Below are 22,288 nucleotides of genomic sequence, written 5' to 3' on the forward strand. Positions count from 1 at the left end.
GCTTTCCTTGTCGTTCTGCGTGCAGCCTGGCTCCAGGCAAGGGGCATTTCCTGAAAGTCTTGTGCGGTGCGTTTACCTTCATAGGCTTATGCCAAGGACATTTCACTCAAAATATGTGCGCGTCGAGAAAAGTCTGAAAGCATCCATAAAGCCCTATACATCTAAGTTTGCGATTTTTTGTAGGCTAATTCCTAACTTCCTGTGGGTTGGGTCTCTCCCTGCCGTTGCTCGGGGTGGAATGCTATGCCAACTAGTAATCGACTAGGCTATTGTGTTTGCTCTAAATAATTCGAACAGCGAAATTGGACTTTCTCATGAATAAAGTGCTGATCGTGGATGATCATCCCGTCATTCGTCTTGCTGTGCGCATGCTAATGGAGCGTCATGGTTATGAGGTCGTTGCCGAGACCGATAACGGTGTCGATGCGTTGCAACTTGCACGGGAACACATGCCGGATATTGTGATACTGGATATCGGAATCCCCAAGCTCGACGGCCTGGAGGTGATTTGTCGGTTGGCTTCAACCAAGCAGGCCATATCGTTCAAGGTGCTGGTGCTGACGTCCCAGGCCCCTGGCCATTTTTCCATGCGCTGCATGCAGGCAGGGGCGGCCGGCTATGTCTGCAAACAGCAGGATCTTACCGAGTTGTTGAGCGCCATCAAGGCGGTGCTCTCCGGCTACAGCTACTTCCCGAACCAGGCGCTCAATTCAGTGCGCTCAACCATGGGCAACGCCAGTGAAGCTGAAATGGTTGAACGCTTGTCGGGGCGAGAGATGATGGTGCTGCAGCAACTGGCACGTGGCAAAACCAACAAGGAGATTGCCGACGGCATGTTCCTCAGCAACAAAACCGTCAGTACCTACAAGACCCGCCTGCTACTCAAGCTCAATGCCCGCTCCCTTGTGGACCTGATCGAGTTGGCCCAGCGCAACGGCTTGGTGTAGGAGGACGTTGCAACGCTCAAAACCCGTGTATCCGGCAGAAAAAAGCCTCCGTCAGGGAGGCTTCCGGTCGTTCACGCATCGATCACAGATCGAAGTCGTAATCGGCCAGCTGTTTTTGCAAGCGTCGCTCTTCCAGAAGATTGTCGATAGTGCGACGTTTGCTCAAATTGGTCTTGGCTACCTCTACAGGTGTCTCTACCGCGTCCTCATCCGACTCAGCGAGGTCGTCTTCCACTTCCAGTTGTTCTTTGCCAGCGCTCATAAGATTAACTCCGGGCTAAGACTGCCATTGGGGCTCCTTATAGCGATAATCTGCGAACGGGTAAAAAAGATTTTTTCAATCGACTGATCAAAAAAAGCAATGGTCGCTCAATCGTCGGACGTCTTGTCCTTGTATTCACACAAATCTTCGATGCGACAGCTGCCGCAGCGGGGCTTGCGAGCCTGGCAAACGTAGCGCCCATGCAGGATCAGCCAATGATGGGAGTCGAGCAAATACGGCTTGGGCACGAACTTCATCAGTTGCTTTTCCACCTCGACTACATTTTTGCCCCGCGCAATGCCGGTTCGGTTACTGACCCGGAAGATGTGCGTATCCACAGCCATGGTCAACTGCCGGAATGCGGTATTGAGCACCACGTTGGCCGTTTTGCGGCCCACCCCTGGCAAGGCTTCCAGGGCTTCGCGCGTTTGCGGGACTTCACCACCATGCAGCTCTACCAGCAGGCGGCACGTTTCGATCACATTCTTGGCCTTGCTGTTATACAGGCCGATGGTCTTGATGTACTCGGACAAACCTTCCACACCCAGGGCGTAAATCGCGGCCGGGGTATTGGCCACGGGATACAGCTTGGCCGTGGCCTTGTTGACACCGACGTCCGTGGATTGGGCTGACAGGATCACCGCAATCAGTAATTCGAAGGGGGAGGAGTAGGCCAGTTCGGTTTTCGGTTCCGGATTGTCTTCATGAAACCTGCGGAAGATTTCCAGGCGTTTTGCGGCATTCATAGGGGCGGACGTTTCCTTGCTGGCGGTCGACGTGATGTTAGCAATGCAAAGCGCAGGTTCAGGCGTCGGTGTTGGCCTCGGCATCCTGCAGCGTCTGCTCGGCGGCGTTCAACGCAGCGCTCAAGGCTGCCAGTTGCTGCTCGCCAGCCTGCTCGGCCTGGGCCTTTTTCAACTCGGCTCGGCGCATGGCCAGTTGGATCTTTGCACGCTTGAGGTCGGCGCTCTTTGGGGGCGTTGTCGGCGGCGCACTGTTGGCCTCCAGCGCAGCAAGCGCCTGTTCGCAAGCCTCGAACTGCCGTTGCAGCATAATCAGTTGTGACTGTTGCTCAAAGGTCGGGGGATGTCCAAACGCCTTCAACGACTTGTGCAATTGAGCGCGACTCATGGTGACGCTGATTTTGGCCTGCTTGATTGCGGCGTCCTGAGCGGCCTGATGATTATTGACCTGTGCCGTTTCCACCGCAGCTGCGCGTTTGGCCCGTGTCAGGCGTTCGGCGAGCTTGCAGGCTTCCTCACGTTGCAGGCGGGCGTTACGTTGTTCGAAACGCCGCCGCGCCCGGTCACGTTTGCGGTCGCGTTCACGCCGCTCCTCCTCGTTGGCTGCCAAGCCGCCCACGATAGGCAGCAGGTCAGCGAGCGCACGCATCTCGATGCAGTCGACGGGGCAGGGGGCGACACACAGGTCGCAACCGGTGCACTCGTCGGTAATCACGGTGTGCATCAGCTTGGCGGCGCCCACAATGGCGTCCACCGGGCAAGCCTGGATGCATTTGGTACAACCGATGCATTCGGCCTCACGGATATAGGCAATCTGCGCGGGCGCTTCCCCGCGGCTGGTGTCCAGGTCCAGCATTGGCAGGCGCAGCAGTTGCGCAAGCCCGGCGATGGTTTCCTGCCCACCGGGCGGGCACTTGTTGATGGCCTCGCCTTTGGCGATGCCTTCTGCATAAGGCTTGCAACCCGGGTGCCCGCACTTGCCGCATTGAGTCTGCGGCAGCAGCGCGTCGATACGTTGAATGAGGTTCATGCTGTGATCATAGCGTTGACGCCCGGCCCAGGGAGGTGGGCAAGCTGAAAAGCCCCGCCGTGGCAACAGCGGGGCATTTTGCAGGGGTTACTTGATGCGTTGGCCCGGCTTGGCGCCGCTGTCGGGGCTCAGCAGGTAGATTTCTTCGCCGCCAGGGCCAGCCGCCATCACCATGCCTTCGGAAATGCCAAACTTCATTTTCCGTGGCTTGAGGTTGGCGATCATCATGGTCAGGCGCCCATCGAGCTTGGACGGGTCCGGGTAAGCGCTCTTGATCCCGGAGAACACGTTGCGCTGTTCGTCACCGATATCCAATGTCAGGCGCAGCAACTTGTCGGCGCCCTCCACGGCTTCGGCCTTGATAATCAGTGCTACGCGCAGGTCCACGGCGGCAAAGGCGTCGAAATCGATTTCCGGAGAAATCGGGTCCTTGGCCAGTTCGCCATTGCCCGCAGGCGCGGATTGGCCGGTATCGGTCTGGCTGGCGACCAGGTCTTCTTTCGAAGCATCGGTCATGGCCTGGACTTTCACCGGGTCAATGCGGGTCATCAAGGGCTTGAACGCGTTCAACTGATGATTACCGAGCAAGGTGGCGTGATCGTTCCAGGTCAGCGGCGTCACATTCAGGAACGCCTCGGCATCGGCGGCCAGCAATGGCAGCACCGGCTTGAGGAAGATCACCAACTGGCGGAACAGATTGACGCCGGTGGCGCAGATAGCCTGAACCTCAGCTTCCTTGCCTTCCTGCTTGTTCAGCGACCACGGGGCCTTGTCGGCGATCCAGGCATTGGCACGGTCGGCCAGGCCCATGATTTCGCGCATGGCGCGGGCGAAGTCGCGGGCCTCATAGGCGTCGGCGATGCTTGGTGCGGCGGCCAGGAAGGCGTCGGTCAGTTCCGGTGCGGCGTTCTCGGCTACCAGTACACCGGCGTTGCCCTTGTGGATAAACCCGGCGCAACGGCTGGCGATGTTGACGACTTTACCCACCAGATCCGAGTTGACCTTCTGTACGAAGTCTTCCAGGTTCAGGTCCAGGTCGTCGACACCCCGGCCCAGCTTGGATGCGTAGTAGTAGCGCAGGTATTCCGGCGACAGGTGGTCCAGGTAAGTGCGCGCCTTGATAAAGGTGCCACGGGACTTGGACATTTTCTGCCCGTTCACCGTCAGGTAGCCGTGCACGGCAATGCCGGTCGGCTTGCGGTAGCCCGAGCCTTCAAGCATCGCCGGCCAGAACAGCGCGTGGAAGTTGACGATGTCCTTGCCGATGAAGTGGTACAGCTCGGCAGTGGAGTCCTTGCCCCAGAACGCGTCGAAGTCCAGCTCCGGGGTGCGGTCGCACAGGTTCTTGAAGCTGGCCATGTAGCCGATCGGCGCGTCCAGCCATACATAGAAATACTTGCCCGGCTCGCCCGGGATCTCGAAGCCGAAGTATGGCGCGTCGCGGGAGATGTCCCACTGCTGCAGGCCACTGTCGAGCCATTCGGAGAGTTTGTTGGCCACGGCGTCCTGCAAGGTACCGCTGCGCGTCCAGGTTTGCAGCATTTGCTGGAAATCCGGGAGCTTGAAGAAGAAGTGCTGCGAGTCCTTGAGCACCGGAGTGGCGCCGGAGATCGCCGACTTGGGATCCTTCAGGTCGGTTGGTGCGTAGGTCGCGCCGCATTTTTCGCAGTTGTCGCCGTACTGGTCTTCGGTGCCGCATTTGGGGCAGGTGCCCTTGATGAAGCGGTCGGCCAGGAACATCTTCTTTTCCGGGTCGAAATACTGGGTCACCGAACGTTGGTCGATGTGCCCGGCTTCCTTCAACCGCAGGTAGATCTGGCTCGACAACTCGCGGTTTTCGTCAGAGTGGGTTGAATGGAAGTTGTCGAAGTCCACCAGGAACTCGGCAAAGTCGGCGCTGTGTTCAGCCTGCACGTTGGCGATCAGTTGTTCCGGGGTGATGCCTTCCTTTTCGGCACGCAACATGATGGCCGAACCGTGGGCGTCGTCCGCGCAGACATAAATGCATTGATTGCCGCGATGCTTCTGGAAGCGCACCCACATATCGGTCTGGATGTACTCAAGCATATGGCCAAGATGGATGGAACCATTGGCATAGGGCAGGGCGCTGGTGACGAGGATCTTGCGTGGCTCGGACATGGGGCTCGGCTACTTGATGAAACGGAGGTCGGCCACTATAAAGCGCCGGGAAATTTATTTCACCCCGTGACGCTGTTTCAGAATCTTCCGGAACCTCGAAAGCGTGCCGCTCAAGCGCCGGAACGGTTAGGATAGCCGCCTGTTTCAGTCAGTCTTTTTTCGGGAGTAGCCCATGAGCGCCGTCAATCGCGCAGCGGTGGAAGCCGTTCTTCGCCAGTACACCGACCCTTATTTGAACCAGGACCCGGTCAGTGCCGGTTGTGTGCGCAGTATCGAGGTCCAGGGCGACCAGGTGTCGGTACAGATGCAACTGGGCTATGCCGCAGGCTTGTTCAAACGCGGCTGGGCGCAGATGCTCCAAATGGCCATTGAGGGCATCGACGGCGTGGGTTCGGCGAAGGTCGATATCCAATGCGTGATCGCCCCGCACAAGGCCCAGGCGCAGATCCCGGGCCTGGCCAACGTCAAGAACGTGGTGGCGGTGGCCTCCGGCAAGGGTGGCGTGGGCAAGTCCACCACCGCGGCCAACCTGGCCCTGGCCCTGGCCCGCGAAGGCGCGCGGGTGGGGATTCTCGACGCCGATATCTACGGCCCAAGCCAAGGCGTGATGTTCGGCATCGCCGAAGGCACGCGGCCGAAGGTCAAGGATCAGAAATGGTTTGTACCCATCGAGTCGCTCGGTGTGGAAGTGATGTCCATGGCCTTTCTTACCGATGACAACACGCCGATGGTCTGGCGCGGGCCGATGGTTTCCGGGGCGTTGCTGCAATTGGTCACACAGACCGCCTGGGGCGACCTCGATTACCTGGTGATCGACATGCCGCCAGGCACCGGCGACATTCAGCTGACCCTGGCGCAAAAAGTGCCGGTGGCCGGTGCGGTGATCGTCACCACGCCTCAGGACCTCGCGCTGCTGGACGCCAGGAAAGGCGTCGAGATGTTCCGCAAGGTCAATATCCCGGTGCTCGGCGTCGTGGAAAACATGGCGGTGCACATCTGCTCCAACTGTGGTCACGCCGAGCATCTGTTCGGTGAAGGTGGGGGCGAAAAGCTCGCGACCCAGTACGGTGTCGAGCTGCTCGCTTCGTTGCCGCTGGCGATGGGCATTCGTGAGCAGGCCGATGGTGGCAAACCTACCGTGGCGGCCGAGCCTGAAGGCCAAATCTCGATGATCTACCAGGAACTGGCCCGTCATGTCGGTGCGAGAATTGTCTTGCAGGAAGCTGCTGCGCCGGCGATGCCGACCATTACTGTCAGTGACGACTGATGCCTTTCAACAGTAAGCGGTGGGGGCAATGAGGCTTATTGCCCTTTTCCGCAATTGTGTGTGTAAGCATTTGCTTACCTTTGCGTAAGTGATCGGTTCTTTTATCTTGCATGGACGTCTCGATTTTTTTGAGACTTTTTTCATCTCATTGAAAAACAAGACTTATTTATCTGTGTTTAGGTGTCAGAGCGTGCCAGTCGATCGAACCGGGTCGCGTTGAACTTATCTTCGAACCCTCTAACATCAGCCCTGTGTCCACGGATTGACACAGCCATCAAGGAACGATGGTTTGAAGGAACGTCGCAGGATGCGATTCATCAGGATGATGAAAAGGAATACAGGGACTAGGGAAAAAATGTGGGCGGGTCATACCGCCCCTTTTTTCGCCTGTAGAAAAGTAAAACGCTCCCCTCAGAAACGCAAAAAGGCCCGCAAGGGGCCTTTTGGGGGCGGCGACGCTATCAGCGTTTGAGGTCTGCAATCTTACCTTTTTTGCCATCCCACTCCGCTGCATCGGGCATCGGGTCTTTGCGCTCGGTGATATTCGGCCAGATTTCCGCCAACTCGACGTTCAGCTGAATAAACTCCTGCATCTCCGCAGGCACTTCGTCCTCGGAGAAAATCGCGACGGCCGGGCATTCTGGTTCACACAGGGCGCAGTCGATGCACTCATCCGGGTGAATAACCAGGAAGTTCGGGCCTTCGTAGAAGCAGTCCACCGGACACACTTCTACGCAGTCGGTGTACTTGCACTTGATGCAGTTGTCGGTGACGACGAAGGTCATTTCTAATTTTCTCCTCAGGCGGCGGCAGCGAAACCCCTTGTGGTGGGGTTCGCGAGGTTTGAGAGCGATAGTCTGCGGACCAGGCTAAAAGCCCGCAGCATCCCAAACCGCGCGAGATTCTATCAGCTTGCAAGCGTCTGCGTTATATCCGAGTCTTCAGTGCATATAACATTTCGAGCGCTTTACGCGGCGTCAAGTCATCCAGATCAAGCTTTGCCAACTCATCCAGCACCGGATGGGGCAGGCTGGCGAACATATCGCTCTGGTGCGGCGCGGCGGGTTTCTTGCTGGCCTTGGCAGGGCTGGCGACCACGGTTTCATGGGGCAGGGCTGTGGTTTCCAGGCGGCTGAGGTGTTCGCGGGCGCGAGTAATCACGTCATTCGGCACGCCGGCCAACTGTGCTACGGCCAGGCCATAGCTCTGGCTCGCCGGCCCTGGCAGCACATGGTGCAGGAACACGATGCGCTCATTGTGCTCGGTGGCATTGAGATGCACGTTGGCCACCAGTGGCTCGCTTTCCGGCAACACCGTGAGTTCGAAGTAGTGCGTGGCAAACAGCGTATAAGCGCGCAAATGCGCCAGACGTTCGGCCGCCGCCCAAGCCAGGGACAGGCCGTCGAAGGTGCTGGTGCCGCGACCCACTTCGTCCATCAGCACCAGACTGCGCTCGGTAGCGTTGTGCAGGATGTTGGCGGTCTCGCTCATTTCCACCATAAAGGTCGAACGGCCACCCGCCAGGTCATCACTGGAGCCGATCCGCGTGAAGATGCGGTCCACCAGGGACAGCTCGCAACTGGCCGCCGGCACAAAGCTGCCGATATGGGCCAACAACACGATCAACGCGGTCTGGCGCATATAGGTGGATTTACCACCCATGTTCGGACCGGTGATCACCAACATGCGGGTATCGTCGTCCAGCGACAGGTCGTTGGCGACGAACGGCGTGGTCAACACCTGCTCCACCACCGGGTGGCGACCTTGCACAATGCGCATGCATGGCTCGCTGACAAACCGTGGGCAGTTCAGGTCAAGGTTCAGCGCTCGTTCGGCGAGGTTGCTCAGTACATCCAGCTCCGCCAGGGCGGCCGCAGTGTCCTGCAATGGCGCCAAACGGCTGATCAAATCCTCGAGCAAGGCTTCGTAAAGCATCTTTTCCCGGGCCAGGGCGCGGCTTTTGGCTGACAGCGCCTTGTCTTCGAACTCCTTGAGCTCTGGGGTGATAAAACGCTCGGCACCCTTGAGCGTCTGGCGACGTTGATAATCGATAGGCGCCGACTCCGCTTGCTTGCTCGGCAACTCAATAAAGTAGCCATGCACGCGGTTGTAGCCGACCTTCAGGTTAGCCAGACCGGTGCGGGCTTTTTCGCGGGCTTCCAGGTCGATCAGGAACTGGCCGGCGTTTTCGCTCAGGGACTGCAGTTCATCCAGCTCGTTGTCGTAGCCGGTTTTCAACACGCCGCCATCACGGATGATCGCGGGCGGGTTGTCGATGATGGCTTTTTCCAGCAGCGCCGCGAGGTCCGGGTAAGTGCCGGCAGTCACCGCCAGCTGTTGCAAGTGAGGCGTATCCAACTCAGTCATTGCCAGTTGCAACTGCGGCAGGGCGCTCAAGGCATCACGAAGGCGCGCCAGGTCGCGGGGTCGTGCATTGCGCAGGCCGATCCGCGCCAGGATACGCTCGATATCACCGATTTCTTTCAGTTGCGGCTGCAGCTTTTCAAAGCGATAGCCATCGAGCAGGCAGGTAATAGAGGTTTGACGCGCTTGCAGCACGGTCAAGTCCCGCAGCGGACGGTTCAGCCAACGGGTCAGCAAGCGACTGCCCATCGCGGTCTGGCAGCGGTCGACCACCGATTGCAGGGTGTTATCGCGCCCGCCGGCCAGGTTGGTATCCAATTCCAGGTTGCGACGGCTGGCGCCATCGAGCACCACGGTATCGTCCAGCCGTTCATGACGCAGGCTGCGCAAGTGGGGCAGGGCGGTGCGCTGGGTTTCCTTCGCGTAACTGAGCAGGCAGCCAGCAGCGCCGATGGCCAGGGTCAGCGTTTCACAGCCAAAGCCTTTAAGGTCTTGCACCGAAAACTGCTGGCACAGACTTTTCAGCGCCGAATCACGTTCGAAATCCCACGGTGCACGCCGCTTGGTCCCACGACGTTTCTCCGCCGGCAAGTCCTTGGGCCAATCATCCGGGATCAACAACTCCACCGGGTTGATACGCTCCAGCTCCGCCAGCAGGTTCTCCCAGCCCTTGATCTCCAGCACGCTGAAGTTGCCGCTGGTGATATCCAGCACCGACAGGCCGAACAGACGCTCATCGCCCAACACCGCAGCGATCAGGTTATCGCGACGCTCATCCAGCAACGCCTCATCACTCACCGTACCCGGCGTAATAATGCGCACCACTTGACGTTCCACCGGCCCTTTACTGGTAGCCGGGTCGCCGATCTGCTCACAGATCACCACCGACTCGCCCAGCTTCACCAGCTTGACCAGGTAGCCTTCCAACGAGTGATAAGGAATCCCACACATCGGAATCGACTGCCCCGCCGACTGCCCGCGCGCGGTCAGGGTGATGTCCAGCAGCTTTGCGGCCTTCTTCGCATCTTCATAGAAGATCTCGTAGAAGTCGCCCATGCGATAGAACATCAACTGATCAGGGTGCTGGTTTTTCAGGCGCCAGTACTGCTGCATCATCGGGGTGTGGGAGGACAGGTCTGAAGTGTTTTTACTCATTGGGTAGTAGGCAAATTCGTTGAAAGTGATGGGGCAAAGGGGGCGCTTGGCCCAGCATTTTTTGCGATGGCGGCAAGGTTAACACGCGAGGTCGGCCCTTCGCAGGTCGCAAACGGCTAGGTAAAACGCAAATTAACCCAATAAAAAGCCCGGCACAGGGCCGGGCTTCGAAAGGCGGTGTGCAATCAAGCTCTTTTCGCTTCTGCCTTCATCATCACGAGATTCTGCTGCTTGGTCGCTTCAGTCAGAACCTCACTGTAGACGCGCTTTTTCTGCTCGGATTTTGCGTCACGGATAAAGTCGGCAAAGGAGCTTTTTGCACCTTTGGACAAGCCCAGCTTGATCGATATCATCAACGCGCTCCTGATGGTGGCCCGAGCTTAGCCGCTAGATCGGCCGAAATCCCAAGCAAGCATGGGGTTTTGATACACGTACAAGATCTGTACGATCTGCCCTTTCTCAATGAGCGTTCCACATTGCTTCTAGCTATTTCTAGATTCGAAAAGGTGCCATCGAGCAGGAAGGATTGTCGTTGATCCAATGCGAGGTCGACGATTTTTTCGACCAAAATAGATACGCCTTGTTGAAACAGCCACGAGTTCGCCCCCTGATACGCGGCAAACTCCTTGCGAAGCTCATCGGGGTCGATCTTTAGGATGGGGGTGTCGGCGAACAGGTTCACGAGAGCGATTGAGGCCTCGGTTTTTCCTGCTCCGGGTGATCCTGCCATGAAGACGGACACCGGTGACTCTTCTGATGGATAGATAGCTTTGTCTGTCAGCCGTTTGGCAATTGATTTTTTATTTGAGCGGGCAAAGCGCAGTGCTTCTTCTGAAATATCAATCTCTGCCGGTGTCATCCTGCCTGCTTCGGGAAATGCGGTCTCTTCAATCAAACATCCCCATCTGTTTCGGTGGTGAGGTAGAGACTATCACGCGATTCCAGCTCCTTTACTGGCCGAAACGTCACTTAATACATCCGTTTTATGTAGATATATGCAAATTAGCATTTGCCAACCTCAAAAACTCCCGTCACTATCCGCGTTATGCAAAAACGCAATGTTTCTATCGTCTTAAGAGAGCTGCTGGATCGCGACCGGATCTCCCCCACGGAGCTTCATCGGCGCACCGGCGTGCCTCAATCCACACTGTCCCGGATCCTCAGCGGCAAGATCGTTGATCCGTCGGATAAACACATCTCCCGTATCGCCGAGTATTTTCGCGTGAGCACCGACCAACTGCGCGGGCGCGCTGCGGTGGGAGCCTTGCGCGATGATGGGCGCGACCCGATGCATTCGGAACTCAAGGACATAAGCCTGTGGGACGACGACACCCCCGTCAATGATGACGAGGTGTCGATCCCCTTTCTGCGCGAGGTTGAATTGGCTGCTGGATCAGGAAGATTCGTCATCGAGGAAAGCGAGAAGGCCAGCCTGCGGTTCGGCAAGCGCAGTCTGCGGCATAACGGCGTGCAGTTCGACCAGGCCAAGTGCGTGACGGTACGCGGCAACAGCATGTTGCCGGTACTGCGCGACGGCGCCACGGTTGGCGTGAACGCCGGTAAAAGCGGCATTGGCGATATCGTCGATGGTGATCTGTATGCCATCAATCACAACGGCCAGCTGCGAGTTAAACAGCTCTACCGCCTGCCTTCTGGGATTCGCCTGCGCAGTTTCAACCGTGATGAGCATCCGGATGAGGACTACAGCTTCCAGGATATCCAGGATGAGCAGATCAGCATCCTCGGTCATGTTTTCTGGTGGGGCATGTACGCCCGCTAACCCCCTCGCGTAAGACGAAACCCGCCCATGAGCGGGTTTTTTTTCGCCCCGAAAAAACCGGCAAACCCCATGCTGGCAAGGCCTTAAATGCATTTGTGCATTTCCATAGCAAAAATAAATGCATTGATGCATTGACTGTATATGCATACATGCATATTCTCCATCTCAAGCCAGCCAACAAGGCCTGGTGGAGGTGGCAAGGATGCTGCCAAGGAAGACAAGGAAGGCACGCAACATCGGCAAGGACGCCATCGAAGCGATGGCAGGGATGCCAGGCAACACCGGCAAGGATGCCGACGCTCTTTAGTTTCAACGCTTCAAAAACAGGCAGCGATGAACCGGCCTTGACGGTTCAGAGGGTTGGCAACTGACCCGGGTGTGCAGCGTAAAGCACCAGAAGCAGTTATCCGGCAGACAGGGATCGTGGTCGGAAAAACATCGAGGAAAGGACCGTACCGCGCCAGTAGCGCCGAAAGTCCGAGGACAGCATTACTGAAAAGCCCGGGCAACCGGGCTTTTTGGAATGCCTACCTATCGAAGCATCTGTAAATGAAATATGGATTATTAAATGCTCAGCCAGGAGGCGTGACATGACAAATGAACAGCAAGCGTTAGCGGAAATGCCTATCTGGCTGGTCATCGTATTGGCCGTGATCGGCGGCGTATCCGGCGAGATGTGGCGCGCCGATAAGGAAGGGGCTCGCGGTTGGTCGCTGATCCGACGCCTGGCCCTGCGTTCCGGGGCGTGCATGGTCTGCGGGGTTTCGGCTCTGATGCTGTGCTACGCAGCGGGGATGTCGATCTGGACCGCCGGCGCCATTGGTTGCCTGACCGCCATGGCCGGTGCCGACGTGGCTATCGGCCTTTATGAGCGGTGGGCGGCCAAGCGCATCGGGATCAACCAAGGCTCCCGCCAGGACCCGCAGTAATCGTTGCAAGGACGCTACATAAAATGACGCTTATCGAAAAGCCATCCCAACTGCCCCAGGCCGTGGGCGCTGCGCTGTATGCAGCCTTCCCGGACCTCAAGGTCGGCAGTCATCAGGACTTCCAGGGCGACACTGAAAAAACCGGTGTGCAGGTCACAGTCGAAGGCAATGGCCCGGGCATTCGCTCTCGCGAAGGGCGCAAGGCTCACGTGCTGAGCATTTCACTCAGGGCCATGGTCGCCCCCGGGGCATTGCCGTTCGATGCCTGCGACCTGGCCAGCCAACTCATGGATCTTGTGCTGGATAACCGTTGGGACCTGCCCCAGGCACAGTGCGATTTGCCCGCAAATATCGTCGCCGCTCCGGCTGTGCGCAGCACCCTTGATGCGGACTACGACACCTGGACAGTTTCGTTTACTCAAACCCTCTATCTGGGGCCGCCGTTACTTGAAGATCCTACAGGCCAGCCGCTGTTTGCCTGCACCTGGGACGTCTCCAACATCGACGACCCAGCCCAATACAAACCACTGGCGGAGTAGCCCATGTTCGACGCGCTGTTACGCATGCAATTGGGACCGATCGTCGAACGCCTGGCAGAGATGGAGACCCAACTCGAAGACCTTTACCGCCGCGCTGAAAGCTTCTGCCGGATTGGCATTTGCCAGCAGGTCGACGCGGCCAGCAACACCTGCAAGGTCAGCCACGGTGATTTGCTGACCCCGGCGATCCGCTTTTTCAACCCCAGCGCCGGTGCGCAAACGGAAACCCGCATTCCAACGGTGGGCGAGCAATGCCTGTTGCTTAACTACGGTGGCGGGGAGGGCGGCGTGCAGTCAGTGGCGCTGTTCGGCCTCAACAGTGATCGCTTTCCGCCGGTCTCCAGCGTTGCGACGCTGACCCGGCGTCGCCATCACGACGGCACCCAAAGCGACTACGACGACGCCAGCCATACCTTCAACTGGGTCAACGGCCCAACCACCGTCAGCGGCTCCCGTGAACAGGTCGACATTAAAGTCGGCGCCGCCAGCCTGACCATGAATGCCCAGAGCATCACCTTGCAAATTGGCGGCACCAGTCTGTTGCTGGATGCTGGCGGAGCTCACTTCAGCGGCCCGGTAGTGGACCATCAAGGACGCGTCATCAGCCCCCGATAAGGACATCCCATGCTCGGAATCGAGAGGAACACCGGCGCAGCCGTCGATGACTGGCTGCAATTTGTGCAGCGCGCCACCCGGGCGCTGACCACCCCCGTGGGCACCCGGCAAAAGCGTCCGTTGTATGGCTCGCTGATCCCGCAGTTGCTCGGGCAAAACCTCGGCGACGACCTGCTGATTCTCGCCCAGAGCCATGCCGCCCAGGCGTTCTACAACACCCATAACGGCATCAGCGATTTTGACCCCCAGGTCATCGTCGCCACTCGCCAAGGCGCCGGCCTGTTGCTGCGGTTTGCCGGCACCTGGAAAAACCGCCAACAATCCTTCGAGGTCGTGACATGAGCATGTTGATCCCCGGCCAGAACCAACTGGCGGAACCGACCATCATCAAGGTGGATGAGTTCGAACCGTTGCTGGCCGAGTTCAAGACGTTTGTCATCGACTACGTCGCCACCCGCGCGCCGCAAAGTGCGGCCAAACTCAAGGCCAGCCTCGACAACGAAAGCGAACTGCTGACCCTGGCCCTGGAAGCGTTTTGCGTGCGTCTGCAAACCCACGAGCGTAAATACAACGCCCGCATCAAGCAGATGCTGGCGTGGTGGGCCACCGGCAGCAACCTGGATGCGCGCCTGGCCGATATGGGCCTGGAGCGCCAAGTGCTCGACCCTGGCGACTCGGCGGCGTTCCCGCCCGTGCCGCCCACCCTGGAAAGCGACGACGACGCTCGCCTGCGTTACTACCTGGCCCCCCACGCCCCGGCAGCGGGCTCGCGGATGCAGTATCGCCGCGAAGTGCTCACCCTTGGCGAGCGCCCGGCGGTGAAAGTGCAAAGCGCGACGCCGGGTGTGGTGACGGTCACCTACACCTTCGATCCAGATGGTTATGCAGCCCAGGTCAAGGACGGCAACGCCCGACGCACCGCACCGGGTGAAGTCATGGTCACTGTGCTTTCCCGCGAGGGCGACGGCACGCCGTCTGCGGACTTGCTTGACGGTGTGCGTCGACATTTCGCACGGCCGGATGTAAGGCCCGAAACCGATCTTGTCAGCGTCCAAGGCGCACAGATTCAACCCTACAAAATTCGCGTGGTGGCCAAGATCAACGCTGGCCCGGACTCGGGGCTGACCCAAGTGGCGGCGCAGAAGCTGCTGCAAGACTACGCAGAGTCCTGCCATCGCCTGGAAGGGCGGGTCGACCCCAGCTGGATCGACTACGCCATTCATAGCGCGGGTGCTGCGCAACTGCAGATCCTGGAACCGCTGGCGCCGATTGTCAGCACCGCGTTCCAGGCCCCGTATTGCACGGGTGTCGAGGTGGAGGTGCGCACGCTATGAGTGAACCCAACGCGAGTCTGTTGCCGGCCAACAGTTCACCGCTGGAAAAGGCCCTGGACCTGGGCTTCGGCACATTGCTTGAGCGCGTCACGCCGCCGTTTCCAGCGCTGATGAACCCACTTCAAACCCCCAGCGAATTCCTCCCGTACCTGGCCGCCGACCGCGGCGTCAGCGAATGGGATGCCGAGGCCAGCGAGGCCGAAAAGCGCCTGACCGTGGCCTTGTCCTGGCAGATCCAGCGCCAGGCTGGTACGCCCAAGGCGCTGAGTCATGCGGTGGAGTCATTGGGCTTCACTCCCAACATCAGCGCCTGGTATCAGCAGCGTCCCTTGGGTGTGCCTTACACCTTCGACGTACAGGCGATCATCGGGCGCAGTTGGTCCAGCGGTGATCACAACCGGCTGATCCGGCGTATCAATGCGGCCAAGAGTGAGCGCGATCAGGCGACGATCACCATCGTGCATGAAACCGAAGGTCAGCTTGCGTTCACGCAAGTGCTCGACGCCCCTTTAAGCGACGGCGAGTTTTATCTAAACGGCGCGTTGCCGGAATGGGCGCTGGTTGCTCGGCTTAACAGTGCCGGGGTTGCCCAGCACTACACCATTAACGACTACGACCTCAGGGCGCAGCCATGACAGATGAAATCACGCGCCTGGTGCGCTTCACTTCCAAAGGTTTGGATGAAGTGCTGCAGGCAAAGAACCAGGGCCTCAAAGGCGAAATCACCCACATCGGCGCCGGCACCGGCCGCTACAACCCCGACGGCACAGAAGTGGCCTTGCGTGACGAGCGACAACGGGTGGCCATCGTCGATTACGAAGACCTGGGCGAGCGCCAACTCAGGATGGCCGCGCTGTTTGATGGCGACGGCGAATATGAGATTGGCGAGTTCGGTTTTTACCTCGCAAGCGGGACTTTGCTGGCGGTGTATTCCGTGGCGGGGAAGTTGCTGACGTATAAGGCGGCGGCGGCTCGGGTGCTGCAGAAGTTTACGTTGGATGTTTCGCCGTTGCCGACGGATAGCGTGACGATTGTGGTGGGTAGCGACAATTTGAATGTGCTATTGACTGATGAAATTGCGGCCTTATCAGCTGCGAGCATAGACAATATGGCACGCGGTGTAGGGGTTCTATTTCGAGTGATGGAAGTCGAAAGAAAATAGAGCGTTTTCAATTTATTTTACATGACGCTATCCAGGCGTTTAGGAGCATTCATTTGAGTACCGAACAGCAACTTGCTGCCGTTGTAAGCGCGGCAAATAACTTGACTAACGTCATTACCGGAAAAGTCGGAGAAATTGACAAGGCGATAGTCGATGCCCGCCAGGCGTACGACGCTCAATTGTCGGAGTTGAAAAATAGACTCCCAAGATTGGCGGTCACCAAGAACTTCAATTTGTCCCCGAATGCCGATGGAACACTGATTGAAAATTGGGGGATTCACGCTGAAGTGACGCCGACTAAGCTGCGAACTATCACCACTGCCTCTCAAGCGGCCGGACGCCCGCAAGCTGATGTGGATTTCTTGCTTCAGGTGCAGGCAGATGTGCGTGAGCAATATCCAAATTTTGAAATCAGGGCCAGCGACTATTGGCGCACGTTGGTACATCTGTGGCAAATGAAGTGGTCGGTGTCAGACGCTAGTCCTTGGCTCGCGTTCCCTTACACTGTCGATATGGCGCTCGCGAATGGCTCTGGTGCAGTACCGCAGAACTCCTACCTTACCGTTGGTGCCTTCGTACGTCTTTTGGAGGGTAACGTGTCTGGAGCATGGAGTAATGGCGTTGAAAAAGGCAAATGGCGCTGGTGCTCCAGTGTTATTTCTCCTACAGAGCTGTTTGGAACTTATTACCATCTGCACCCGATGCGCACCTCGTCAACTGGCGTTGTTGAGGTGATGCTCGCAGGGGCATGCACAGGCGTTGTAACCAACCCAGGTGATTGGGGAACGATGTTGGCCCTAGGCTGAGGAGAGAATATGAAACCACTATTTATACCTGCTGAACTTCATCCGATTATCAAGTGGGAAATGATTCGTAAGGCAAGGGATCAAGACTTGTCGGCGAGTGATTATGCAGCAATGCCAGACTATCCGATGCTCGACACCCATAAGCTCTTGTTCGCTGAGTATCGTCAAAAACTGCGTGATATTCCAGATCAGGGAGAAAACCCTGATGCAGTGCTCTGGCCATCCAAACCAGATTTCCTGAAATAACTGATAACCGCGAAAGCGGTTTTTTTTCGCCTCCTCCAAAGCCCCTCCTCAACAGGGGCTTTTGCATTTTCCACCCGGAGATTTTTCACCCATGCCCACCCGCCAAACCTACACCGTCCTCATCCCATTCGCCATCGGTAACGGCCATTGGTCCATCGCCGGCGAAGAACTGGAACTGCTGGACGTCGAAGCATCCGCCTTGCGCACCGCTGGCCGCCTGGAACTGTCCAGCGTCCTCAACTCCACCCCCAAGAAGGCTGAATAATCATGGCTGAGGTTTTGAACTTCGAGCACAACGGCATCACTGTGAATGCCACCGAATCTCCCGAGGCCATGGGTGGCCTTGGCGATAACGTGATTGGCCTGGTCGGCACTGCGCCGAATGCCCACGTATCGATCCCGAAAAACGCCCCGTTTCGTATCAACAGCTTCACCACCCAGGCGCTGCTGGACCCTACGGGCACCGAGTCGGGCACCTTGTTCCAGGCGGTGTATCAGATCCTCAAAGTGGTCAAGGTGCCGGTCTATGTGGTCATCGTCGAAGAAGGCGCCACCCCGGCCGATACGATCAACAATGTGATCGGTGGCAATGACCCGGTCACCGGCCGCAAGCTGGGCCTGGCTGCCCTGAGCAGCGTGCCTGAAGACCTGACCATCATCGGCGCCCCAGGCTTTACCGGCACCAAGGCCGTGGCCGGTGAGTTTGCCTCTTTCGGCAAGCGCATCAAGGCGCGTGTGGTACTGGATGGCAAGGACGCTTCGGTGGCCGATCAAGTGACCTACAGCGGCGAGCTGGGCGGTGCCGACCTCGGTTTCGACCGTTGCCTGCTGGTGCACAACATGCCTTCGGTGTACTCCAAGGCTGCGAAGAAAAACGTGTTCCTGTCGCCATCCTCGTTGGCCATCGCCGCACTGGCCAAGGTCAAACAGTGGGAAAGCCCGGGCAACCAGGTGACCTTCGCTGAGGACGTTTCCCGCGTGGTCGAGTACAACATCCTCGACACCTCCACCGAAGGCGACCTGCTCAACCGCCATGGCGTGAGCTACTACGCCCGCACCATCCTCGGCGGTTTTTCATTGCTGGGTAACCGCTCCATCACCGGCAAGTTCATCAGCTACGTCGGCCTGGAAGATGCCATCAGCCGCAAGCTGGTCAAGGCCGGCCAGAAAGCCATGGCCAAGAACCTCACCAAGTCCTTCATGGACCAGGAGGTCAAGCGCATCAACGACTGGCTGCAAACGCTGGTGGCCGACGAAACCATCCCCGGCGGCAGCGTGTACCTGCACCCGGAACTGAACAGCGTCGAGAAGTACAAGAACGGCACCTGGTTCATCGTTATCGACTACGGCCGCTACGCGCCTAACGAACACATGGTTTATCAACTCAACGCCCGCGATGAAATCATCGAGCAGTTCCTGGAGGATGTTCTCTAATGTTTACAAACCGAGTCAGACAGGCCATTGCGGCCACCCTTCAAGGCCTGCCGTTGTCCGCAACCGTGGAAGAGTTCACCCCGCCAAAGATCGAGTTCGACATGGAGCCCATGTCCGGCGGTCGCTTTATCGCCGAGGAAATGGCCAAGAGCGGCAAGGTGCTCAATGCCAAGCTGGTGCTGCAAGGTGCCGGTCCGGAAATCATGCTGGCCCTGGGCGTGCGCATGGGCGACGACATCCTGCTGAACGTGCGTGAAGCCGGCCAGGACCAGGACGGCAAGACCTACTTCACCTACCACACCGTCGGCGGCAAGCTCAAATCCCTGGAGGAGGCGAAGCTGAAAATGGGCGACAAGGCTACCACTACATTGGAACTGTCCTGCCGCACCTACAACCGTCTGGAAAATGGCGTTTCGGTGATCGACATCGACGTGCGCACCCAGAAGTTCGTGCTCAACGGCGTCGACATTCTGGGCGATGCGCGCCGCGCCGTGCTGATGCCGTAAGGATAACTGCAATCGAAGCGGGCACGGTCAATGTGGGAGCCGGGCTTGCCCGCGATGCAGGCGACTCGGTGCGTCTGGAGCACCGAGTTGATGCTATCGCAGGCAAGCCAGCTCCCACAGAGACCGCGCTCAGATTGGGATTCCCGTGCTTTTCAATACCGCTCTACAAGGAATTGCCCCATGGCCTGGATGCCACCGTTGCATATCCTGCTGGCTCCGATCACCGCCGACACCGGCGCGACGATCCAGCAGGTTCAGCTAAAACCGTTGTTCTACGCCGCGCAAAAAGACGCGCTGGCCCGGGCCGGTGATGACGAGGACGATCAGTTTTTCGAACTGGCGAAACTCGCCACTGGCCTGTCGGAAAAAGAGCTCGACCAGCTCAAGCGCCCTGATTACGTGAGCATTGCCCAGTACGTACACGAGATGTCGACGCGCCCGACGTCGTTCTTCCTGAATGCGGATGAAGTGACACCCCAGGACCAACCCGTCCAGTTGCTATTGCCCCTAAATGCAGCCGGCCGAACCCTGACCGAACTGCCGCTGGAAATGCCTGCCCTGCGCGCCACCAAGGTGATGAAAAAGCTCGCCACCAACAAAGAGCGCGCCGAATTCATCACCGCCCATTGCACCGGCCTGATGATCCCTGACCTGGCCGGTTTGACCGTGCCCGACTGGACGGAACTGCAGGAGCGTATCGACGATTTTTTAAATCAACCGGCGGACTTCTTTCGCAGCGCGACATCGAAGTAATCCTCGATGTGGTGCCGCTGATCTACTCGGTCAATGAGGCGGAGATCCTCGACTGGGACGCCGGAAAAGCATTGCGCCGCTACGACATTGCGATCACTCGCCTTGGCGTTAAACAGGAGTAAGCGGGATGCAAGAAACTCAATTTGGGACCAGGCTCGTCCAGGAGGACAAGCGTTGGCTGCTTGGCGATGCGGACCTGGGCAATGTGCTGGCGCCGTTTTCCGCAGACCTCGCCGCGCCTGTCAGCCTTGAATCGGTACCACAGTCGGCGCCGTTATTGTTGCCGCAGCCGCAGCCGCAGCCGCAACCGCAACCGCAACCGCAACCGCAACCGCAACTCCAACCCCAGCCGCAACCACTGCCGGAGCTGACCTCGGCGCTGATCACCGTCAGTGTGGACATCAACGCTCTGGCCCAAGAGCAAATTCGGTTGCGCGAATCGCTGGAAACGCTCACCAGCACGCTGTTCATTAGCGCCAATTCGCTGGCAACCAAGACGGCAGAGGTCCGCGCGGGAGTCGCAGAAAGCAAGCAGGACAAGCCTGCGTCTGCTACCCCGTCCTGGGGGGAAAAAAGTGTTGAACTGGCCACGGATGCCGTCAAGTTCGTCGGCAAGGAAGTGTTCACCGGTTTGTGGGATAAAGCCAAAGACCGTCTTTCAGGCAAGGCGATTGATGCGGTGGCTGCCAGGTATCCGAAGGGTGCCAAGTGGCTCAAGGACGATAGCGGCAAGGGCGCTGAAAAAGGCAAGGACTGTTGCTGCACCGGAGCACTGCCTGCGCAGATTCGCGGCCCGCTTGATAGCGCTGCCGCACAGTTGCCAGAGAGTGTCGGTGAGACCGCCAGGAAAGAAGAGAAGGCACGCCCCAAAGATAATCCCAGGAGGCCGCGCGGCAAGCGTAACAAGGCCCGTCAAATAAAATCGCGCGAGGTCAAAATCCCAGAGGTCAGAAGGCGGACGGATCTCAAATCGCAGCCTACTGTCACGCCAGCCCCTGCTGCGCCGCCAGTCAATATCATGGGCCAGCCGCAGCTAGCGTTCGACAGCAAACGGGTGAGCGAGACTACACGCAGTATTTCCGGCAACTCATTGACCTCTTACGCAGCCGCTTCGGCAGACCGAGTCGCAGCACAGGGTGGGCCCAAGGGTTTGGCCCCTGGACTGTCGGGGACGCTCGCAAAGCTTGAATCGTCCGCCGTACGCCGCCTTGGCCCGCTGAAGTATGTCGACACCGCCGTGGATGTGATCCAGGGCGTACGCAATGGCGACGCCAAGGCCGTCGGTGCTGGCCTTAGCACTGCTGGCGGCGCCTGGGCGGGAGCATCCGCCGGCGCCGCGCTCGGCACGCTGGTTTTCCCTGGCATTGGCACCGCAGTCGGTGGCGCCATCGGTGGCTTGCTCGGCAGCGAAGCCGGCAGCTGGCTTGGGGACAAGTTGTTCGGTTCAGGCGATCGTCTACCTGCGCCGAACGCGCTGAGTAAAGAGCTCAACAGCGCGCGAACGGACAACGTCCAGGTCACGCTCTCACCGAGCATCCAGATCACCGGCGTTAATCCGGCGGACGCCCAGCAAGTGGTCAATCAGGTGATCCAGGCCCTGCAATTTCAATGCGTGCCGATGGTCACCGATTCCCTGGGCATCCGGCGCAACGCGGCACTGGCCGATCCTTCAGGAGGTGATTGATGCGACAACAAATGGTGCTGGGCGACTTTATTTTTGGCTTATCCCGAGGGTTCGCCTATTCCACACTGGCCCGCAACAGCGACGGCGGCTGGAGTGACCTGGCGATTATTGCCAGCAAGCCGCAGTCGCGTCAGAGCGGCCAGAAGCTGGAAAAACTCACCTTCAGCGGCACGGCCATGTACGCCGTTGGCATGCAGCGCCTGGACGAATTGCGCGCTCTGCAAAATGCGCGGGCGCCGTTGCCGCTGGTCGACGGTATCGGCCGTAACTGGGGCCTGTGGCGGATCAATTCGGTGGTGGAAGCCCAAAGCAATGTGATCGATGACGGCACTGCCATGGTCATGACCTGGACCCTTGAGCTGGAGGAGTACGTCAATGCGTAGAGTGCGAAGTATTGCCGGTGATTCGGTCAACCTGCTGCTCTACCGCGAACTGGGGCGTTGCGATGACGCGGCGGAAGAAACCCTCTGGCGCTTGAACCCTGAACTGGCTGAATACGGCCCGGTACTGCCGGCAGGCGTATGGGTGGTCGTGCCTGAGATGCAAGCTCGGCCGGCTGCTGTACGGCCCGTTCTGGCCTGGGATTAAGGAGG

Annotated in this window: 26 protein-coding genes and 1 pseudogene; 19 read left to right on the top strand and 8 right to left on the bottom strand. The window is 58.6% G+C overall.

What is annotated here, in order from left to right:
• The first annotated feature begins 314 nt into the window (after positions 1-314).
• A complete protein-coding gene (locus IH404_RS07090; RefSeq protein WP_005785278.1) occupies positions 315-947 on the top strand; it encodes a response regulator transcription factor in 633 nt (210 codons plus the stop codon).
• A gap of 82 nt (positions 948-1,029) precedes the next feature.
• Here the strand turns inward: IH404_RS07090 and IH404_RS07095 are convergent, their stop codons facing one another.
• The 4 genes from IH404_RS07095 to metG all read right to left on the bottom strand — a co-directional run bounded on the left by IH404_RS07095 (position 1,030) and on the right by metG (position 5,121).
• Complete coding sequence (locus tag IH404_RS07095; protein WP_005785279.1) at positions 1,030-1,209, bottom strand: hypothetical protein; 180 nt, start codon at positions 1,207-1,209, stop codon at positions 1,030-1,032.
• Positions 1,210-1,316: 107 nt separating this feature from the next.
• Positions 1,317-1,955: an endonuclease III gene (gene nth, locus IH404_RS07100; protein ID WP_005785281.1), complete on the bottom strand. Its 639-nt coding sequence runs from the start codon at positions 1,953-1,955 to the stop codon at positions 1,317-1,319.
• Between the two features lie 58 nt (positions 1,956-2,013).
• Entirely contained in the window at positions 2,014-2,982 is a 969-nt protein-coding gene (gene rsxB / locus IH404_RS07105) for an electron transport complex subunit RsxB (RefSeq protein WP_194440196.1), read from the bottom strand.
• Between the two features lie 87 nt (positions 2,983-3,069).
• Complete coding sequence (gene metG / locus IH404_RS07110; RefSeq protein ID WP_005785283.1) at positions 3,070-5,121, bottom strand: methionine--tRNA ligase; 2,052 nt, start codon at positions 5,119-5,121, stop codon at positions 3,070-3,072.
• A gap of 172 nt (positions 5,122-5,293) precedes the next feature.
• Here metG and apbC point away from each other — a divergent pair, with 172 nt between their 5' ends.
• Positions 5,294-6,388, top strand: coding sequence for an iron-sulfur cluster carrier protein ApbC (gene apbC, locus IH404_RS07115; RefSeq protein WP_005785285.1), 1,095 nt, complete (start codon positions 5,294-5,296; stop codon positions 6,386-6,388).
• A gap of 461 nt (positions 6,389-6,849) precedes the next feature.
• Here apbC and fdxA read toward each other — a convergent pair whose 3' ends face one another.
• The 4 genes and pseudogenes from fdxA to IH404_RS07135 all read right to left on the bottom strand — a co-directional run.
• Positions 6,850-7,173, bottom strand: a complete 324-nt coding sequence (gene fdxA / locus IH404_RS07120) for a ferredoxin FdxA (RefSeq protein WP_005785286.1) — start codon at positions 7,171-7,173, stop codon at positions 6,850-6,852.
• Positions 7,174-7,315: 142 nt separating this feature from the next.
• Positions 7,316-9,907 (bottom strand): DNA mismatch repair protein MutS, encoded by a 2,592-nt coding sequence (gene mutS / locus IH404_RS07125; protein WP_194440197.1) that lies wholly within the window; start codon positions 9,905-9,907, stop codon positions 7,316-7,318.
• A gap of 185 nt (positions 9,908-10,092) precedes the next feature.
• The gene (locus tag IH404_RS07130) at positions 10,093-10,260 is read right to left on the bottom strand and encodes a hypothetical protein (RefSeq protein WP_005785379.1); all 168 of its coding nucleotides are present in this window, start codon (positions 10,258-10,260) and stop codon (positions 10,093-10,095) included.
• 45 nt (positions 10,261-10,305) lie between these two features.
• Positions 10,306-10,766: pseudogene (locus tag IH404_RS07135) on the bottom strand (zeta toxin family protein); the annotation flags it as partial.
• A gap of 177 nt (positions 10,767-10,943) precedes the next feature.
• Between IH404_RS07135 and IH404_RS07140 the strand changes: the two are divergent.
• From IH404_RS07140 to IH404_RS07220, 17 genes are all read left to right on the top strand, one after another.
• Positions 10,944-11,687, top strand: coding sequence for an XRE family transcriptional regulator (locus tag IH404_RS07140; RefSeq protein ID WP_177327421.1), 744 nt, complete (start codon positions 10,944-10,946; stop codon positions 11,685-11,687).
• 590 nt (positions 11,688-12,277) lie between these two features.
• Positions 12,278-12,616, top strand: coding sequence for a phage holin family protein (locus IH404_RS07145; RefSeq protein WP_005785384.1), 339 nt, complete (start codon positions 12,278-12,280; stop codon positions 12,614-12,616).
• 23 nt (positions 12,617-12,639) lie between these two features.
• Positions 12,640-13,155: a hypothetical protein gene (locus IH404_RS07150; RefSeq protein ID WP_194440198.1), complete on the top strand. Its 516-nt coding sequence runs from the start codon at positions 12,640-12,642 to the stop codon at positions 13,153-13,155.
• A gap of 3 nt (positions 13,156-13,158) precedes the next feature.
• Positions 13,159-13,770, top strand: a complete 612-nt coding sequence (locus IH404_RS07155; RefSeq protein WP_194440199.1) for a phage baseplate assembly protein V — start codon at positions 13,159-13,161, stop codon at positions 13,768-13,770.
• 9 nt (positions 13,771-13,779) lie between these two features.
• Positions 13,780-14,112, top strand: coding sequence for a phage baseplate protein (locus IH404_RS07160; protein ID WP_005785388.1), 333 nt, complete (start codon positions 13,780-13,782; stop codon positions 14,110-14,112).
• Positions 14,109-15,104 (top strand): baseplate J/gp47 family protein, encoded by a 996-nt coding sequence (locus IH404_RS07165; RefSeq protein WP_194440200.1) that lies wholly within the window; start codon positions 14,109-14,111, stop codon positions 15,102-15,104. The genes IH404_RS07160 and IH404_RS07165 overlap by 4 nt, the downstream gene beginning before the upstream one ends.
• The gene (locus IH404_RS07170) at positions 15,101-15,739 is read left to right on the top strand and encodes a phage tail protein I (protein ID WP_005785392.1); all 639 of its coding nucleotides are present in this window, start codon (positions 15,101-15,103) and stop codon (positions 15,737-15,739) included. The genes IH404_RS07165 and IH404_RS07170 overlap by 4 nt, the downstream gene beginning before the upstream one ends.
• The gene (locus tag IH404_RS07175; protein WP_005785393.1) at positions 15,736-16,266 is read left to right on the top strand and encodes a tail fiber protein; all 531 of its coding nucleotides are present in this window, start codon (positions 15,736-15,738) and stop codon (positions 16,264-16,266) included. Before IH404_RS07170 ends, IH404_RS07175 begins: the two co-directional genes overlap by 4 nt.
• Before the next feature lie 53 nt (positions 16,267-16,319).
• Complete coding sequence (locus tag IH404_RS07180; RefSeq protein WP_005785395.1) at positions 16,320-17,072, top strand: hypothetical protein; 753 nt, start codon at positions 16,320-16,322, stop codon at positions 17,070-17,072.
• A 9-nt stretch (positions 17,073-17,081) separates the two neighbouring features.
• Complete coding sequence (locus tag IH404_RS07185) at positions 17,082-17,318, top strand: tail fiber assembly protein (RefSeq protein WP_005785396.1); 237 nt, start codon at positions 17,082-17,084, stop codon at positions 17,316-17,318.
• Between the two features lie 91 nt (positions 17,319-17,409).
• Positions 17,410-17,583 carry a hypothetical protein gene (locus IH404_RS07190; protein ID WP_194440201.1) on the top strand — a complete coding sequence of 58 codons (174 nt, stop codon included), beginning with the start codon at positions 17,410-17,412 and terminating at the stop codon, positions 17,581-17,583.
• A gap of 2 nt (positions 17,584-17,585) precedes the next feature.
• Positions 17,586-18,752, top strand: coding sequence for a hypothetical protein (locus IH404_RS07195; RefSeq protein ID WP_005785399.1), 1,167 nt, complete (start codon positions 17,586-17,588; stop codon positions 18,750-18,752).
• The gene (locus IH404_RS07200; protein ID WP_005785401.1) at positions 18,752-19,258 is read left to right on the top strand and encodes a phage major tail tube protein; all 507 of its coding nucleotides are present in this window, start codon (positions 18,752-18,754) and stop codon (positions 19,256-19,258) included. The genes IH404_RS07195 and IH404_RS07200 overlap by 1 nt, the downstream gene beginning before the upstream one ends.
• A gap of 180 nt (positions 19,259-19,438) precedes the next feature.
• Positions 19,439-20,011, top strand: coding sequence for a phage tail assembly protein (locus IH404_RS07205; protein WP_005785403.1), 573 nt, complete (start codon positions 19,439-19,441; stop codon positions 20,009-20,011).
• A 127-nt stretch (positions 20,012-20,138) separates the two neighbouring features.
• Entirely contained in the window at positions 20,139-21,695 is a 1,557-nt protein-coding gene (locus IH404_RS07210; RefSeq protein WP_194440202.1) for a tail tape measure protein, read from the top strand.
• Positions 21,695-22,078, top strand: a complete 384-nt coding sequence (locus IH404_RS07215) for a phage tail protein (protein WP_005785407.1) — start codon at positions 21,695-21,697, stop codon at positions 22,076-22,078. Before IH404_RS07210 ends, IH404_RS07215 begins: the two co-directional genes overlap by 1 nt.
• The gene (locus IH404_RS07220) at positions 22,071-22,283 is read left to right on the top strand and encodes a tail protein X (RefSeq protein WP_005785409.1); all 213 of its coding nucleotides are present in this window, start codon (positions 22,071-22,073) and stop codon (positions 22,281-22,283) included. Before IH404_RS07215 ends, IH404_RS07220 begins: the two co-directional genes overlap by 8 nt.
• Positions 22,284-22,288 lie beyond the last annotated feature (5 nt).

The sequence above is a fragment of the Pseudomonas sp. OST1909 genome, assembly GCF_015277575.1.
In the GTDB taxonomy this organism is placed as follows: domain Bacteria; phylum Pseudomonadota; class Gammaproteobacteria; order Pseudomonadales; family Pseudomonadaceae; genus Aquipseudomonas; species Aquipseudomonas synxantha_A.